General features: G+C 49.7%; 17 protein-coding genes. 14 read left to right on the top strand and 3 right to left on the bottom strand.

What is annotated here, in order from left to right; all coding sequences use genetic code 11:
• Window positions 1-54: 54 nt before the first annotated feature.
• Window positions 55-2,019, bottom strand: a complete 1,965-nt coding sequence (locus LAT77_RS06275) for a YfiR/HmsC family protein (RefSeq protein WP_290563706.1) — start codon at window positions 2,017-2,019, stop codon at window positions 55-57.
• Between the two features lie 63 nt (window positions 2,020-2,082).
• On the opposite strand from LAT77_RS06275, the gene LAT77_RS06280 reads away from it, so the two are divergent.
• The 10 genes from LAT77_RS06280 to LAT77_RS06325 all read left to right on the top strand — a co-directional run bounded on the left by LAT77_RS06280 (window position 2,083) and on the right by LAT77_RS06325 (window position 11,809).
• Entirely contained in the window at window positions 2,083-4,008 is a 1,926-nt protein-coding gene (locus LAT77_RS06280) for an ATP-dependent DNA helicase (protein WP_290563707.1), read from the top strand.
• On the top strand, window positions 4,005-4,724 hold the full coding sequence (gene tsaB / locus LAT77_RS06285) for a tRNA (adenosine(37)-N6)-threonylcarbamoyltransferase complex dimerization subunit type 1 TsaB (RefSeq protein WP_290563708.1): 720 nt from the start codon (window positions 4,005-4,007) through the stop codon (window positions 4,722-4,724). Before LAT77_RS06280 ends, tsaB begins: the two co-directional genes overlap by 4 nt.
• Before the next feature lie 50 nt (window positions 4,725-4,774).
• Window positions 4,775-5,446: a Slp family lipoprotein gene (locus tag LAT77_RS06290; RefSeq protein WP_290563709.1), complete on the top strand. Its 672-nt coding sequence runs from the start codon at window positions 4,775-4,777 to the stop codon at window positions 5,444-5,446.
• A complete protein-coding gene (locus tag LAT77_RS06295) occupies window positions 5,443-6,351 on the top strand; it encodes an alpha/beta hydrolase (protein WP_290563710.1) in 909 nt (302 codons plus the stop codon). The genes LAT77_RS06290 and LAT77_RS06295 overlap by 4 nt, the downstream gene beginning before the upstream one ends.
• Before the next feature lie 109 nt (window positions 6,352-6,460).
• Window positions 6,461-8,116 carry a long-chain-fatty-acid--CoA ligase FadD gene (fadD, locus tag LAT77_RS06300; protein WP_290563711.1) on the top strand — a complete coding sequence of 552 codons (1,656 nt, stop codon included), beginning with the start codon at window positions 6,461-6,463 and terminating at the stop codon, window positions 8,114-8,116.
• Complete coding sequence (rnd, locus tag LAT77_RS06305) at window positions 8,116-9,291, top strand: ribonuclease D (protein WP_290563712.1); 1,176 nt, start codon at window positions 8,116-8,118, stop codon at window positions 9,289-9,291. Before fadD ends, rnd begins: the two co-directional genes overlap by 1 nt.
• A 9-nt stretch (window positions 9,292-9,300) precedes the next feature.
• Window positions 9,301-9,582, top strand: a complete 282-nt coding sequence (locus LAT77_RS06310; RefSeq protein WP_290563713.1) for a YcgL domain-containing protein — start codon at window positions 9,301-9,303, stop codon at window positions 9,580-9,582.
• A 59-nt stretch (window positions 9,583-9,641) separates the two neighbouring features.
• Window positions 9,642-10,658 (top strand): lytic transglycosylase domain-containing protein, encoded by a 1,017-nt coding sequence (locus tag LAT77_RS06315; protein WP_290563714.1) that lies wholly within the window; start codon window positions 9,642-9,644, stop codon window positions 10,656-10,658.
• A gap of 3 nt (window positions 10,659-10,661) precedes the next feature.
• Window positions 10,662-11,324, top strand: coding sequence for a fumarylacetoacetate hydrolase family protein (locus tag LAT77_RS06320; RefSeq protein ID WP_290563715.1), 663 nt, complete (start codon window positions 10,662-10,664; stop codon window positions 11,322-11,324).
• Between the two features lie 2 nt (window positions 11,325-11,326).
• Complete coding sequence (locus LAT77_RS06325; RefSeq protein ID WP_290563716.1) at window positions 11,327-11,809, top strand: YcgN family cysteine cluster protein; 483 nt, start codon at window positions 11,327-11,329, stop codon at window positions 11,807-11,809.
• Window positions 11,810-11,814: 5 nt separating this feature from the next.
• Here the strand turns inward: LAT77_RS06325 and LAT77_RS06330 are convergent, their stop codons facing one another.
• Window positions 11,815-12,357, bottom strand: coding sequence for a disulfide bond formation protein B (locus tag LAT77_RS06330; RefSeq protein WP_290563717.1), 543 nt, complete (start codon window positions 12,355-12,357; stop codon window positions 11,815-11,817).
• A 138-nt stretch (window positions 12,358-12,495) separates the two neighbouring features.
• Between LAT77_RS06330 and fadR the strand changes: the two genes are divergently transcribed.
• Both fadR and LAT77_RS06340 read left to right on the top strand, forming a co-directional pair.
• Complete coding sequence (gene fadR, locus LAT77_RS06335) at window positions 12,496-13,206, top strand: fatty acid metabolism transcriptional regulator FadR (protein WP_290563718.1); 711 nt, start codon at window positions 12,496-12,498, stop codon at window positions 13,204-13,206.
• Window positions 13,207-13,265: 59 nt separating this feature from the next.
• The gene (locus LAT77_RS06340) at window positions 13,266-15,308 is read left to right on the top strand and encodes a S9 family peptidase (protein ID WP_290563719.1); all 2,043 of its coding nucleotides are present in this window, start codon (window positions 13,266-13,268) and stop codon (window positions 15,306-15,308) included.
• Between the two features lie 77 nt (window positions 15,309-15,385).
• On the opposite strand, the gene sodB is transcribed toward LAT77_RS06340, so the two are convergent.
• Window positions 15,386-15,967 carry a superoxide dismutase [Fe] gene (gene sodB / locus LAT77_RS06345; RefSeq protein ID WP_290563720.1) on the bottom strand — a complete coding sequence of 194 codons (582 nt, stop codon included), beginning with the start codon at window positions 15,965-15,967 and terminating at the stop codon, window positions 15,386-15,388.
• A gap of 279 nt (window positions 15,968-16,246) precedes the next feature.
• On the opposite strand from sodB, the gene grxD reads away from it, so the two are divergent.
• Together grxD and LAT77_RS06355 are read left to right on the top strand one after the other, a co-directional pair.
• Window positions 16,247-16,612, top strand: coding sequence for a Grx4 family monothiol glutaredoxin (gene grxD / locus LAT77_RS06350; RefSeq protein WP_290563721.1), 366 nt, complete (start codon window positions 16,247-16,249; stop codon window positions 16,610-16,612).
• 127 nt (window positions 16,613-16,739) lie between these two features.
• Window positions 16,740-17,345, top strand: coding sequence for a peroxiredoxin (locus LAT77_RS06355; RefSeq protein WP_290563722.1), 606 nt, complete (start codon window positions 16,740-16,742; stop codon window positions 17,343-17,345).
• Window positions 17,346-17,360: the final 15 nt, after the last annotated feature.

The raw sequence follows: 17,360 nt of genomic DNA on the forward strand, positions 1-17,360 counted from the left end.
AAGTTGTATGAATTCTATCGTCCTAAGCTCAAATTGCAAGCATTTTCTTCCGACTTATACTTTACGTGGTAGCAACAGTGTGAAGGTTGTCCCTTCACCTTCAGTGCTTGCTACCGTGATATCACCTTTCAGTTTCTGTCGGACCAAGTTATAGACAATCGGCATGCCTAAACCTGTGCCGCCTTCATTACGCTTGGTAGTGAAGAAGGGATCAAATATTTTGCTTAAGGTGACTTCGTCCATGCCGGCGCCATTATCGATGAACCGCAAACGGATTTGGTCGCCCTCAATACGATCCGCTTGGAGGGTAATTAATGCTTTGTCATTGCCTTGGCGACCATAAAACGCGTGCCGGATCGCATTGGTGACAAGGTTTGTGATGATCTGTGCCATCGCACCTGGAATCGTCGTCATCGGTATGTCATCAGCAATGTCGACTTTATAGACAATACCTGCACGGCGAAGCTCGATCGAAAGCGTCGACATGACTTCTTCGAGATAGGTTTTTAAATTTATCTCACGTTTCTCGGCGACCATTTGGTCAACCGCGATTTGTTTAAAGTTACTAATCAGTTCACCAACGCGTGCCAAGTTTTTCTGCGTTAAGCTTAAACTGTCACTGCCACGCTCAATGAAACCACTGAGTTGATCGCGGGTTAGCTGACCTTGTTCAAGTTGTTCTTTAAGAATTGCCATGCGGTCATGCACCATGCTGGTGCCGGTAATCGCAACGCCCAGCGGGGTATTGACTTCATGGGCAACGCCCGCGACTAAGTTTCCGAGTGCAGCCATCTTCTCCGACTCGACGAGTTTGTCTTGAGCGTCACGTAACTCATCGAGAGCGAGCAACAACTTCCCAGCCGTTTTTCGTTTATTTAGGAACATCACCACCGTCGTGAAGGCTAAGATCAACGCGACCAAGAATGCCACGCCAATCGCCCAGAGATAAAGCCGTTGCCGATCAATGGTCCGCTCACGTGACTCCAGTAACGCCAGTTGTTCGTCAATCGCCGCACGCTGATCACGCAATTGTTGTTGCTGCACAGCGAGAACGTTCCGGTTCGCCAAAATGCGCTCGGCGAGCTCGTCACTTTCTTGCTGTTTTTGCCGCAGTTGTGCTTCTTTTTGAGTTAATTGCACTTGCTGAGCCGCGAGCGCCTCTTCACTCCGGCGCAACGTATTCTGAATTTGGCGTAATTGTTCTTCACGCTCAAATAAGATGCGTCGTTGTTCATCAAGTTCGCTTAACAACTCTTGCAAGGCCGATTGTTGCGACTCCATCAGTTGCTGTTTATCTTCGAGTGTTCCTTGCTGCGCGCGCAGCACGTTGTCGCGTTCGCGGACCGTTTGCTCGAGCATGTCAATGCGACTGAGTAGTTGTTGATTGTCGTCACGATTTTGCTCAAGCTCACTTTCCAACGTGCGCACTTGAATTTGCAGCTCAGCAGCTCGGGTTTGCGCGCGCCGGGCCATCACCGCCATTTCTAGCTCATTGCCTCGAAGGGTCAATAAATCCGCGGTTAAGCGCAGGCCTGCACTTTCAATGCGATCGGTATTCACTTGGAAGCCCAGTCGATTCTGACTGGTGGCGACTAAATTGATCATCATTTCTTCACGGGCTGGCGAGTGTTCAGTAATCATTAAAATAGGACGCGAACGCACTTGGCCAAATGTACTGTTTAATAAATGCGATGCTGCGGGTGCAATATAGAGAATGTCGACTTCACTAGCGTTACTTGGGCGAGTCAGCTCAACAACTTCAATATTGAGACCGCGGATGGTGCCAAGTGGAGCTGATTGTAGTTGGCGATAAACTTGTGGGCTGCCTAACACACCGATGGTCAGCGTTTGTCGCACAGATTCATTCGGCCAGGTGACGTAATGAATCACGTTGGCAAGATAAGCAGCGCGCAATTCTTCCGGAGTAATTGCATCATTCGCTTGTGCGTGACCGAAAATCAGCAGTGCACAGGCGAGCAAAAGGAAATTGCGTAATTGACGAGAAAATTTCACCCGCATATTAGTCGGCATCCACAGCTAGATATGAAATAATGAGCTTAGCATATCGTAAAGGACAGCATGATGTCAGAGGTAACTGCAGTTTTTGCACCGGACGGCGCATTGAGTAAAGCGCTACCGGGTTTTCAACCACGACCCGCACAATTAGAAATGGCAGAGGCGATTACCCGCTTAAAGACTGCTGGCGAACAACTTGTGGTAGAAGCGGAAACAGGGACAGGTAAGACGTTTGCATATTTAGCCCCAGCGTTATTGCGCTCAGGGAAAGTTATTATTTCCACAGGAACCCGGAACCTACAGGAGCAATTGTTTCATCGTGACTTACCGCAGTTGCGTGAAGTGCTGGCGCCGCGAAAAGTCGCTGCACTGCTCAAAGGCCGGAGTAATTACCTGTGTTTAAATCGGCTGGAACAAACCATTCGCTATCCGGGCGAAGTCGATGGTGATGCGCTGACACATTTACAATTAATTCGGGACTGGGCAAATCGAACAAAAACCGGAGACTTAGGCGAACTTTCCGAGTTACCGGAGGACACGCAAGTATTGGCGCGGGTGACGAGTACGATTGATAATTGTTTGGGGCGTGAATGTCCGCAATATGAAGACTGCTATTTAGTTCAAGCGCGGAAAGAGGCACTTGAAGCCGATATTGTCGTCGTCAATCATCACCTTTTTTGCGCGGACTTAGTTCTCAAAGACACTGGCTTTGGTGAGCTCATTCCAGCTGCCGATCTGATTGTTTTCGATGAAGCCCACCAACTGCCTGACATTGCCAGTCAGTACTTCAGCGAAACCGTTTCGACGCGCATGATTGTCGAGCTCTGCAAAGACCTGCAATTACTCTATCGCACAGAAGTTCGTGACGCTCGCTCACTGTCGCAGATTGCTGACCAACTGGAGCGTTCAGCGCGCGATTTGCGCTTAACTTTTGCTGTCGATCCGGAACGAGGAAATTGGCGTGACGCGAGCGCTGCCGAACAGACCGGAGTTGCCATTCAGCGTTTGGCTGACATGTTGCAAAGAGCGCTCGATATTTGTCGCAACTTGCTTGGCCGCAGCAAAGACTTAGATCAATGTTATGAGCGCCTTGATCTCATCAATAAACGCTGGTCAGTGTTGCAAGCGACGCAGGTGACGGGTTACAGCTATTGGTTTGAAACCACACCACGGCATTTAAGTGTACACCGCACGCCCTTATCCGTGGCCGAACCTTTTGGTCGGCAGCTCGACGCACAAGAAGCACGTTGGGTGTTTACGTCCGCGACACTGACGGTGAATGGTTCATTTAATTTCTTTAATCAGCGACTTGGCCTCGGGCAACACCAACATCAATTACACTCGTTGATTCTCGATAGCCCGTTTAATTTTTCTGAACAAGCCTTGCTGTGCCTGCCGCGCTACCTGCCAGAACCCCATGCCCGAGAAATGGGGCCAGCGTTAGTGGCGTTGGTGGAAGACGTGGTGGCAGCGAACCATGGTGGCACGTTCGTGTTGTTTACCAGCCACCGCATGTTGCAACTGGTGGCAAAAGCATTAAATCAAGACACCGACCGACTTATTTTGGTCCAAGGTGAACTGAGTAAACGCGAATTACTCAGTCAGTTTGTTGCTGCAGAGAATGCAGTTTTGTTAGGAACTAGTTCATTTTGGGAAGGGGTCGATGTGCGCGGTGATGCGTTACGTTGTGTCATCATTGATAAACTACCGTTTAGTTCACCGGATGAGCCACTGCTGCAATCCCGGGTTGAAGATTGCCGGATGCGCGGCGAAGATCCATTTGCAACCATTCAAATCCCACAGGCAGTCATCGCCATGAAGCAGGGCGCTGGTCGTTTAGTACGCGATGTGCATGATCGCGGGGTGTTGATTATCTGCGATAATCGGATGGTTACGAAACACTATGGGCAAACGTTTTTGGCAAGCCTACCACCCATGCAGCGAACACGTTCATTGCAACAGGCTTTAGAATTTTTGAGGAAGGAAACATGACCGAGCCGAAATTATTGGCGATTGATAGTGCAACTGAATTTTGTTCAGTCGCGTATAGTGATGGACAGCAGTTGATTGTTCGGGGTGAAGAAGCGCCTCGTCGGCATGCTGACTTGTTGCTACCCTGCGTCGAAGCGGTTTTGGCCGAAGCGCAAGTCGCATTAGCGGATTTAGATGCCGTTATTGTCGGTCGCGGCCCTGGAAGTTTTACTGGCGTTCGCATTGCTGCCGGTATTGCCCAAGGCTTAGCATTTAGTCAAAACCTGCCGCTCGTGGGAATTTCTAGTTTGCAAGCCATGGCGCAGCAAGCGTGGCGATTGCATGGCGTGCCGCGCGTGATTGCAGCCATTGATGCGCGGATGGGTGAAGTTTATGCTGGAACCTGTCGGCAAGTTGATGGTCTGATGATACAGGAACAAGCCGATGTGGTGTGCGCGCCGTCGTTGGTCTTGTCGACCTTGCAGCTGTCGCTGAGTGACAATGAGACTTTAGCTGGCGTCGGTACTGGTTTTGAAACCTACACCAGCGAATTAATTAACGCGCTGCAGCCTGCTGAGGTGAAGCATTTAAACGATATTCGCTTCCCGCATGCGCAAGATATGCTGGTACTCGGTCGCGCAAAATTTTTAGCGGGCGAAGCCGTGAAAGCAACGGAATTTGATTTAGATTACGTACGTAATGAAGTGACTTGGCAGAAATTACCTGGCCGAGGTTAATCGAAATTGGTGAATTTGATAGGGTTTTCACCCTGTCATGGAGGTGCCGAATGAAGTTCTTAACCGCAACATGGTTTCGCAGTCTGCTGCTCGCGGGCGTGAGTCTCGCCGTAGCGAGTGGTTGTGCGTCACGTTTACCCGAGTCAATTCAGGCCGACAAAAGTGAACTGACAAGTTTCGCCCAAGTCATGACAAATCCAACTGCGACCGAAGGTAGCTTGGTGCGTTGGGGAGGTATTATTGCCGAAGTTCGCAATCGCGCCGACCATTCCGAAATTGAAGTGGTTGCGTTTGAATTGCGCGGAACTGGTCGTCCGTATGTCAGTGACAACACGCCGGGACGTTTTCGTGTCCGACTTGAAGGCTTTGCGGACCCAGAAATTTATGCCAAAGGACGGACATTAACCGTGCTTGGCACTTACCAAGGCCTCGTCGTCGATACCATCGACGAGTTTGAGTATAGTTTCCCTACGGTGGTGTCGCGTGGCGTCCAATTGTGGTCAGAAGAACCGCAGCGTGTGGATGTTTGGCACCATGACATGTACTCACCTTGGTATCGCCACCGCCTCTATGGCACTGGCCCTTATCGAGTGCACCCGTACTATTTCCCCTATGGCGTACGCGCCGATGGCGATAACCGGGACATTCGTCCACCCGTGCAACAGCGTCCGCAACAAGAGCGTCCGCAAATGCAGCGAGAACCGGTGCGGCAACAACATTGATTCCGGTTACATTTGAACTCCCATATCTAACCCTCGCGGGGATACGCACACGTATCTCCGCGAGCAATTCTGCCGCCGATCGTGATGATAAAAAGCCGCCATTGACGGTACTTGCCTTGCATGGTTGGCTCGATAATGCAGCCAGTTTCCAACCAATAATTCAAGCCTTGCAAGAACGGGCTCAGAAGGATCCACTCGGGATCCATCGCGACATCGATTTTATCGCGCTCGATTTTGCTGGTCATGGGCATTCCGAGCATCGACCAAAGGGTGCTTGGTATTATTTCACCGAATACGTCGCAGATGTGGCAACCCTGATGGACATGCAAGATTGGTCTAATGTTCACTTGCTCGGCCATAGTATGGGCGGTTATGTCGCGCAAATGCTTGCGGCTGCGAAACCAGAACAGGTTCAGCAGTTGACCGTAATTGAGGCTATGGGATTGTGGTTCGGTGCAGAAGGTAACCTCGTCACTCATCTGCAAAAAGCGCTCGAACATCGCAGCGAGTTGCGCAGCAAAGCACCTCCTTGCTATAAAGACTTACAACGATTAGTGAGGATGCGCGCGGAATTAAACGATCTGAGTCTTGATTTGGCGCGTTTATTAATTGAGCGCAGCGTTGTAGAGACCCCATCAGGGTTCCAATGGCGAGTTGACCCGCGTGTGCGGTTAGCGTCACCAATTCGCTTTACAGAAATGCATGCGGTCGATATGTTAAAGAGTATCAAGTGCCCAATGGAGGTGGTATTGGGCGACCGAGGCCATGAAAATCTGTTGCAGGCAGTCAACAACTGGCAACATTATGTACAGAACTTCTCACAAATCACGATCAAAGGTGGGCATCACGCTCACATGCAAGAACCTGAGGTGATTGCGCGAATTTTAGCCGATTGTGCTCGATAATGGTGCGAACGAGCCTGATTTTCGCTTTGAACCACTGGTCGGATATGAGAAGATGAACTGTTTTTCATGATGATTTTTTTAAAAAAATAAGCAATCAGGAGCGTTCACGGTGGAGAAGATTTGGCTTGAACGGTATCCAAATGGGGTGCCAAAAGAAATCGATCCGGATCACTATGCTTCGTTGGTCGAAATCTTCGAAGAAAGTGTCAAAAAATATCGGGACCACGTTGCCTTTAGCAATATGGATACTGAAATTACCTACGGTCAACTTGACGAATTAACCACAAAGTTTGCGGCGTACTTGCAAGGGATCGGCCTGAAAAAAGGTGACCCAGTTGCAGTGATGATGCCGAACTTGCTGCAGTATCCAGTTGCTTTGTTCGGGATCTTACGCGCGGGTATGACCGTGGTGAATGTCAATCCACTTTATACCGCACGAGAATTAAAGCATCAGCTGACTGACTCGAAAAGCCGCGCGATTGTGATTCTGAAGAACTTCGCGCACACGCTGGAGAAAATTGAAAAAGACGTCGAACTCGACAAAGTCATCGTCACCGGCATCGGTGATATGTTGCCTGTGCCGAAGCGTTGGATTGTCAACCTCGTCGTTAAGCACGTGAAGAAAATGGTGCCAAGTTATTCGTTGTCGAAAACCATCGAGTTTAACGATGTACTTGCAGAAGGAGCGAAGAAGTCATATACGCGTCCGCAAGTGGCGGGTGAGGATTTAGCCTTCTTGCAATATACCGGTGGAACCACTGGGGTATCAAAAGGCGCAATGCTAACGCACCGCAATATGGTGGCGAACCTCGACCAAATTTCAGCCTTTATTTTGCCGCGTTTAAGCGATGGCAAAGAGGTCGTGATTACCGCATTGCCGCTCTATCATATCTTCGCCTTAACCGCGAATTGCTTGGCCTTTTTGAAGTTTGGTGGCAAGAATATCTTGATCACCAACCCGCGTGACATGCCTGCCTTTATTAAAGAGCTCGGCAAGCACAAGTTCACCATGATCTCCGGCGTGAATACTTTGTTTAACGGGCTTCTACACACCCCGGGCTTTAAAGATCTCGACTTTTCACATCTGAAAATCGCTCTTGGTGGCGGTATGGCCGTGCAACGTGCAGTAGCTGAAAACTGGGAGAAAGTAACCGGTGCAGCGCTGTTGGAAGGCTATGGTCTGACCGAGTGTTCGCCAGTAGTGACCGCCAATCCGTTCGATATCGAACATTACACCGGCTCGATTGGTATTCCATTGCCATCAACGGAATGTAAAATTGTTGATGAAGACGGTAACGAAGTGCCGATGGGTGAACCTGGTGAGCTGTTAGTGAAAGGCCCGCAGGTTATGGCAGGTTATCTCGGCCGTCCAGAAGATACGGATAAGGCCATTCAAGATGGCTGGTTTGCCACTGGCGATATGGCGACTGTTGACGAGCATGGTTTCTTCCGTATCGTTGATCGGAAGAAAGACATGATTTTGGTGTCGGGTTTTAACGTGTATCCTAACGAAATCGAAGACGTTGTCGCCAGCCATCCGAAAGTTCTGGAAGTCGCCGCAGTCGGCGTTGCTAATGAATCTTCAGGTGAAGTGGTGAAGATCGTTGTCGTCAAGAAAGACCAATCGTTAGCAGAAAAAGAGTTAATTGATTTCTGCCGCGAAAACCTGACGGCATATAAAGTACCGAAACTGGTAGAATTCCGTGATGAGTTGCCGAAAACAAATGTCGGTAAAATTCTCCGTCGCGAACTACGGGATGATTAATGACTGTTGACTCAAGTGACTCAGTTAAGGCTCAGTCCAGTGTCCACTATCGTGTGATAAACGCCACCGGGGAACTGGTGGCGTTTTGCGATCGTGCACGCGAAAGCGGCTATGTGGTTGTCGACACTGAGTTTGTCCGCACCCGGACATTTTATGCCCAGCTCGGTTTGTTCCAAGCCAGCAGCGGTGGTGATGCAATTTTGATCGACCCGTTAAATGGTGTGGATCTAACGCCGTTGTGGCAGCTCATGCGCGATGACATTGAGGTTATTTTGCATGCTGGTGGCGAAGATTTAGAGATATTTCAGCGCTACAACGCCTTACCGCAACGACTTTTCGATACACAAATTGCCCATGCCTTTCTGACCGATGGGAGCCAAATTGGCTATGCCGGGTTAATTGAGCAGCGTCTTGGCATAACATTGGACAAAAGCCAAAGCCGGACCGATTGGTTGCAGCGTCCGTTGTCGAAAGCGCAATTAGATTATGCCGCCGCTGATGTGGTTTATCTCGAACAAATAGCAGCAACCATGCAAGCAGAAGTGGCAGCGTTGCCTTTTGCCGATATCGTTCTTCAAGAGTGTACGGAACAAGTGCAAAAGCGTGCTCGTGAGTTGAATCCGCGTTTGGCTTGGCGAGAGATTGGCGGTGTTAGCCTCCTCGACGGCAGCGGTCGAGCAATTTTACGTGAACTGGCTGCTTGGCGGCTGCAGCTTGCGCGCGATAATGATGTTGCGTTGCCGTTTGTATTTCGTGACCATGTGCTGGTTGAAATTGCCCGCCAACGACCACAGAATCGCCATCAACTTGGCCTGCTTGCGGATGTTCATCCGCGTTCTTTGCGCCTGTATGGCAACGCGGCACTTGACTGTATTGAGGTAGGATTGGCGGTACCGGTTGCCGAACAGCCAGAAGAGATCCCACGTTATGACCAGTTGCCGGCTTACAAACGCTTTTTTAAAGCGGCAAAAGCTCTAATGTCCGAGGTTGCGGAAGCGCAAGGGATTCCGGCGTCGTTGTTGGGCTCACGAAAGCAAATCAATGACGTGTTTGTTTATCAAAATTACACCAGTGAAGCGTCGAAGGCGTTGATTTGGACCCCAGATTTACTCTCGGGTTGGCGCGCAAGGTTACTTGCAGAACCGCTATTGCAATTATTGAATGACACGCGTTAAGGAAAAGACATGTCGACTGTGTTTTGTCGCATTTTGAAATCGCCGCGCAAGGCGGACACCTATTTATATTTACCTCTGGAAGCCCATGTTGGTGATTTACCACTTGAGCTGCAACAGCTTTTCATACCAGAAATCGAAGTAACACGGATGGCAATTAAGCCAAGTCGTCAGTTTGCCCGAATCAGCGGTGTAAAGTTGCTGGAACACCTTGAAGACCCCGGGTACTATTTGCAATTACCGCTGCCGGTTGAGAATCTGCTGGATACATTAAAAAACGGTCGCGAGTCATAGACAACGCGATCAACAAGAACAGGCAAGCCATCACACTATTTGCTGCAAGGGGAACGTTTATGAAGTCGGTTTTTACTCAATTGGGTCATGTGATTCGCCATAGTTTGCTGTTGGTCTTATTCACGCTACTCATTTTTGCCGCTAAATTTGCCCAAGCCAACGAGGTTGATACGGCTGGATACCCAGCGTATATCGAGCAGTTGAAAGTGGAAGCAAAGGAACATGGTATTTCTACCGAGGCGATTGAGCGTGCCTTTACCGATGTGGAGTTTTATCAACGTGCGGTCAGTGCAGATCGTAATCAGCCTGAATTCACCATCACGCTAGACACCTATTTGCCGCGCGCGGTCCCCGACTGGAAAGTGCAACAGGGCATCCGCAAGTACAACGAACATCGCGAGTTACTGGAGCGGATTGGTGCCGAATATGGCGTGCAACCGCGTTTCATTGTTGCGCTGTGGGGAATCGAGACCAATTACGGTGGTTATACCGGTAACTTCAAAGTGGTTTCAGCATTAGCAACCTTGGCTTATGAAGGCCGCCGCGAAGAATTCTTTAAGCGTCAACTGATGCAGGCATTAGAAATCATCGACGCAGGTCATATTGAGCCGGAACAAATGCGCGGCTCATGGGCTGGCGCAATGGGGCAGACTCAGTTTATGCCGAGCTCCTTCTTGTCGTATGCGGTCGACGGTGACGGCGACGGCAAAATTGATATTTGGAACAGCTTTCCCGACGTCTTCGCCTCCGCAGCGAACTATCTTGCCAATGTGGGTTGGGACGATAGCAAAACTTGGGGGCGTCAGGTTCGGCTCCCGGCTGACTTTGACACCGACTTGACCGGTTTGAATACGAAAAAGTCGTTAGCGGAATGGCAAGACATTGGCATTCGTCGCTACGACGGCAGCGCTTTGCCAACGCGTGACATCAATGCGTCGGTGATCATTCCTGATGGCGTTGAAGGTCGAGCGTACCTTGCTTACCACAACTGGGATGTGCTCATGCGTTGGAACCGTTCGAACTACTTTGTTGCTGCCGTAGGTACCTTAGCCGACCGCATTCAAATGGGTCGCTAAACCATGCTCGTTCCGGCAACGATTAGCAAGTTGGTGTGCGTGGGCCGTAACTATGGTGCTCACGCTGCTGAATTAGGCAATGCAATTCCTGAATCTCCGCTCTTATTCATCAAGCCCGCGAGTGCGGTTCAGCCACTTGCACTTGGTCAAAACAATCCGGTGTTTATGCCGACTGAATTAGGTGCTTGTCATCATGAGCTTGAGTTAACGGTGATGATTGGCACTGAATTGACACAATGTACCGCTGAGCAAGCTCGACAAGCCATTGCTGGCATTGGGTTAGGTTTAGATTTAACTCTGCGCGACGTGCAAGAGCAGCTGAAGAAAGACGGTCATCCATGGGAGCGTGCGAAAGCCTTTACCGGCAGTGCGCCATTGACTGAATTCATTCCATTGTCCGATCTCGGCGGTGAGCTTGAGCAATTGACCTTCAGTTTGCATCGGAATGGTCAGTTGCAACAACAAGGTCGTGTGCAGGACATGCTTTTTACCATCGTTGACTTGATCGTTGAAATTGCATCGACCTTCAGTTTACAGCCGGGCGATGTGATTTTTACCGGTACACCCGCCGGCGTCAGTGCCTTGCACGTTGGCGATGAGCTCACCCTAACGCTGCCAACGCCAACGGGATCCTATGAATGGCAAGTGGCTGTGGTTGGAAGGTAATCGTGACGGCATTTTGGCAAGTCAAATCGTTAGCAGAAATGAGCGACGCTGAGTGGGAATCACTGTGTGACGGTTGTGGTAAGTGCTGCTTACATAAATTACTCGATGAACGGGATGACTTAGCCGCCGATGCACCGATGCAGCTTGGTGAAGACTTGCATTACACCAATGTCGCCTGCCAGCTGCTGGACTGTCAGACCGGCCGTTGCAGTGATTATGCCAATCGCCACCAGTTTGTGCCGGATTGCGTGCAGCTCACTGCCGCCGATCTGCCGCAGATTCATTTCATGCCGCCCAGTTGTGCCTACCGGCGATTACATGAAGGGCGAGGGCTGCCGAGTTGGCACCCACTTTTACATAACGGCTCACGTGCGGCGATGATCGCCGCTGGAATGTCAGTGGCGACTCATCAGATATTTTCAGAACGTGTGAAACACGCGGAAGAGGGCGATATCGTGCACTGGCCATTGCACGATACCGACTAGTAGGACTAAATACGGCGTGTCGTGATCAGTCGGATCGCTAACATGAAAACGCCAAGGCCAAAGAAAGTCGCAAAAATAATTTGCATCCACTCCGGCATATTCAAGCCCATCAACCGCCAACCATCGTCACCGCACATACCGGTAATCGCAAACACGTTCGGAAGCCATTCGTGCAGCGGTGCCCAACTCGGAAAATTCGGGATCGCTGAACAACTGGTAAACAGTGGATTGGCTTCGCGTTGAAACCATAAATGGTAATTCGCGGCAGCTAAACCTGCCCAAGACGTCCATAACCAACCGGCAAAGGCAATCAGACGAATGCCGAGGCGCTGGGGTGCGAGTACACCGAACCATGCAAAAAGAGCAATGCCCAGCATCGCAGTGCGCTGATAAATACATTGTTCGCAAGGCCCCTGATCGTTGACATGCTGCATCCACAGCGCAATGATGATAAAGCTTGTCGCGGCACTGGCAAGAAGCACCCAAGGCCAGCGTTGTTGCGGCCATTGGCCGATGTTACTGAAGAAAGATCTCGAGCTTGAATTCATATCTGTTATCTTCGTTAATTAACTCAGCGGATATTCGCTGAATCATGCTATCATAAAACTTGTCCGACCATTACTGGCAAGTTACAATCCCACTTTGGCCCTAATGTATTCTGAAATTTGTAGCAAAGAAAGGCACTTATGTTTATTAAAGCAAAAAGTCCTGCAGGGTTTGCAGAGGAATTTATCGTAAAGTCAATCTGGAAAGGTGACTTTGCGCCAGGCTCGATCCTGCCGGCTGAACGTGAGTTGTCTGAACTCATTGGCGTTACGCGCACCACCTTGCGTGAAGTATTGCAGCGCCTCGCTCGTGATGGTTGGTTGACCATTCAACATGGCAAACCAACACGAGTGAATAATTTTTGGGAAACCTCAGGCTTAAACATTCTCGAGACGTTAGCACGCCTTGACGAAGAAGGTATGCCAGATTTGGTCGACCACTTATTGTCAGCGCGGACTAATATTAGTGCGATCTACATTCGCCAAGCGATTCGTCAAAACTCGGAGCGCGCAGCAGAAGTCTTGCGTGCCGCGCAGACACTCGAAGACAGTCCCAAGGCGTTTGCCGATTTTGACTATCAACTCAACCATGAATTGGCACTTGCCTCTGGCAATCCGATTTATGTACTGGTATTAAATGGTTTTAAAGGACTCTACGCGCGCATTGGTCAGTTTTATTTCTCGGAAGGGAAAGGCCGTGAATTGGCGCGCAATTACTATGCAGCACTTTTGAAACTGGTTGAAGCAAAAGACTATAACGGCGCGTTAGGCTTAGTGCGTCAGTATGGCTATGATTCAGCCGCGATTTGGAAAGATCTTCGCGATTCGATTCCTGAGAACTTGGTCGACTAGCACGAACCCGAAATACATCGTGCGACTCGACTGCCACAGTCAACAACAAGAGACGCACGATGCTAACCCTAAAAAAATCCTGTCTTTATTCGCTGACCTTTGCAGCAACTGCCTTGAGCGCGGCTGCATGGGCTGAAACCAGCACACCGTCCGCATTGCAATATGATGATGTCTTCCTACTGGAATTTGCGGCAGAGCCGGCACCGCGCCCACAGTCGGAACAAATTGTTTTTGTTCGCAACTGGATGGACCGACAAACTGACCGCCGTCGCACGCGCCTATGGCAAATGCAGCACGACGGGAGTCAGCTACAGCCTTTGACTCCACTCGAACAGAACGCCAGCCAACCGGTATGGTCACCGGACGGTTCGCGCCTTGCCTACAATGCCGATGGCCAATTGCACATGTATTGGGCCGACTCTGGTCGCAGTGGGCAGTTGAGCCAGCTACCGAGCAGTCCAAGCAATGTGAGCTGGTCTCCCGACGGTGAGTGGTTGGCCTTTATCATGTTTACGCCAGAACAGCGTTCAGCACCAGTGAGCTTGCCAGGCAAACCACCAGGTGCAAGTTGGGCAGACGCGCCGATTTATATCGACAGCCGCCAATATCGCGCAGACGGTGCCGGTTATTTACCAGCCGGTTACCGTCATATTTACTTGATGCCAGCTGACGGTGGTACGCCGATTCAGCTCACCAAAGGCGCTTATAATCATAGTGGGCCACTGTCTTGGGCTCCAGACGGCAGTGCCCTGTATTTTTCCGCCAATCGCCGTGAAGACGAGCATAAACAGCCACTGAATACGGAAATCTATCGGCTCGACCTCGAGTCACAAACGGTTACGCAATTGACCGATCGCTATGGCCCTGACAACAATCCACGCTTATCGCCAAACGGTGAATGGATAGCCTTTACCGGCGTTGATGATCGTAAACTTGCGCATCAGAATCACGGCTTGTATGTGATGCGCCGCGACGGATCTGGCGTACGCGCTCTAACGGCGAACCTTGATCAGCACATCAGTCACTTTGAATGGGCACCGAATGGTAACGGTTTGTTTATTAGTTATGACGACCGTGGCGAGGGTAAAATTGCGTATCAGCCACTGCAAGGCGACCGTCGAGAATTGACTGCTGATTTCGGTGGCTTAGCCTACAGTCGTCCGTATTCAGGCGGCCAGTTTGCCGTGTTGGATAACGAGCGCGTGGTGTACACCCAAGCTAGCACGCAACGACCGGCCGAATTAGCGACAGTCACATTAAATGGTGAATCACAGCAGCTCACGCATCTAAACCGAGACTTGCTGCGCAAGCGTACACCGGGCAAGGTGGAAGAAATCTGGTATGCGTCGTCCGTGGACAATCGCGACATTCACGGTTGGATTATTTATCCACCGAACTTCGATCCAAGTCAGAAATATCCATTAATTCTCGAAATTCATGGCGGACCACACACAGCCTATGGCCCTTACTTTGCCATGGAGCTACAACTGATGGCAGCGCAGGGTTATGTGGTGCTGTATACCAACCCACGCGGGTCGACCAGTTATGGTGAAGACTTTGCCAACTTGATTCATCACAACTACCCAAGTCATGATTACGACGACCTGATGGATGGCGTCGATGCAGTGATTGCCAAGGGTTTTATTAACGAAGACGAGTCATTTATTACCGGTGGCAGTGGTGGCGGGGTGCTCACCACTTGGTCGATTGGCCATACGGATCGGTTCCGCGCAGCCGCGGCGATTAACCCAGTGATTAATTGGTATAGTTTTGTGCTCAATGCCGACATGTATAACTACTTCAGTCAGTATTGGTTCCCAGACTTGCCGTGGGAAAACCCTGAGCATTACTTGAAGCACTCGCCAATTTCGTACGTGGGTAATGTTAACACGCCAACCTTATTGTTCACGGGTGAGGCCGACCATCGGACACCGATTTCGGAAACCGAGCAGTATTATCAGGCGCTGCAGTTGCGTGGTGTCGACACCGCTATGGTGCGGGTACCGGGTGCGTCGCATGCGCTGCATACACGGCCTAGTAACCACATGGCAAAACCGGCGTATGTGATTTATTGGTTTGAGAAGTATCGCAACAAAGAATAAACGCAGGTGAGAGCTCACCAACAAAAAAGGCACTGTCGATGACAGTGCCTTTTGTTTGGGAGGTCTAAAACAGCGAATTAACCGAAGTTTTTGCTGGCGAATTCCCAGTTCACTAACGCCCAGAAGCCGTCCATGTATTTTGGACGCGCGTTGCGATAGTCGATGTAATACGCGTGTTCCCACAGGTCAACGGTCAATACTGGCGTCAAGCTGTCATCGGTAAGCGGGGTTGCAGCATTGCTGGTGTTGACGATGTCGAGGCTACCGTCAGACTTCTTCACTAACCAAGTCCAGCTAGAGCCAAAGTTGTTAATAGCGCTGGTGGTGAAGGCTTCTTTAAACTTGTCGAAAGAACCCCACTTGGCGTTGATCGCGTCAGCTAAAGCGCCCGTTGGCTCACCGCCACCATTTGGGCTTAAGCAATGCCAGTAGAATGTGTGGTTCCAAACTTGTGCTGCGTTGTTGAACACACCGCCACTTGAAGTTTTCACGATCTCTTCAAGCGATTTACCCGCGAACTCAGAACCTTCAACCAAACCGTTAAGCTTGTCGACATACGTTTGGTGATGCTTGCCATAATGATACTCAAGCGTTTCAGCAGAAATGTGTGGCTCAAGTGCATTTTTCTCATAAGGCAGTGCAGGTAATTCAAAAGCCATAATGTGCTTCTCCATTGGTTGTCATGTGGTGACACTAGCAAAAGAAATTAAGATGGACGCTAATGTCAAAGATCGATTCATTATAGCGGACTTCAGTGGAAATGAAATGCTTTCACCGCTGTGTCCTATATACATGGAGGTAGTCCATTTGGATTTCAAGGGGTAGAAGTTGAGAGAATTACTCGGGAATTTCGGTTTGGGCTTCAACCCGATTTTCTAGCTGTGATACAATAGCGTTTTGTTAATGAGTTGATTGACCTTTGCGTCGAGGAGTTTTTCATGCAAGAGAACCAAACTGAACAAACTTTAGATACAGAAACTAGGATCCGTCAGCAAATCGCTGAAAATCCAGTGTTGTTGTACATGAAAGGCTCTCCTAAACTACCAAGCTGCGGTTTCTCAGCGCAAGCATCACAAGCGCTTATGGCGTGTGGTAAACCGTTTGCCTATGTCGACATTCTGCAAAACCCAGACATTCGTGCTGAGTTGCCAAAAATTGCCAACTGGCCAACGTTCCCGCAGCTTTGGGTGAACGGCGAATTGATCGGCGGTTGTGACATCATTCTCGAAATGTTCCAGCAAGGCGAATTACAACCGATCATTGCTGAAGCTTCACCGGAAGTTGATGAAAAAGAAAGCGATTAATCTGCTTGAGGGTTGAAAAGTTTTTTTTCATCCCCATCATAGTCTTGAACAAAACAATTAAAGCCAGCTAGGCGGGGAAACTTCCTAGCTGGCTTGTTTTAATATTAACTATTAATCGGAGAGAACAATGGCTGTACTAGTAGGTCGTCAAGCCCCTGATTTTACTGCTGCCGCAGTATTGGGTAATGGTGAGATTGTTGAAAATTTTACCCTGAGCGAAGAAATTAAAGGTAAAAAAGCGGTTCTGTTTTTCTATCCATTAGACTTTACCTTTGTTTGCCCGTCAGAATTGATCGCATTCGACAAGCGTTTAGCTGAATTCGAAAGCCGTGGTGTAAAAGTGATCGGTGTTTCTATTGATTCTCAGTTCTCACACCACGCTTGGCGTGCAATGCCAGTGGACAAAGGCGGTATTGGCGAAGTGAAATACCCACTTGTGGCTGACGTGAAGCACGAAATCTGTAAAGCATACGACGTCGAGCACCCTGAAGCGGGCGTAGCTTTCCGTGGTTCTTTCTTAATTGACGAAGACGGTTTAGTGCGTCACCAAGTTGTCAACGACCTGCCACTTGGTCGTAACGTTGATGAAATGCTGCGCATGGTTGACGCGTTAGCGTTCCACCAAGAGCACGGCGAAGTTTGTCCTGCAGGTTGGACTGCTGGTCAAGAAGGTATGAAAGCAGACGCGAAAGGCGTTGCTGACTACCTGTCAAAGAACAGCGATAAACTGTAAGTCGCGGTTTTATAA

Source organism: Aliidiomarina sp., from assembly GCF_022565475.1.
In the GTDB taxonomy this organism is placed as follows: domain Bacteria; phylum Pseudomonadota; class Gammaproteobacteria; order Enterobacterales; family Alteromonadaceae; genus Aliidiomarina.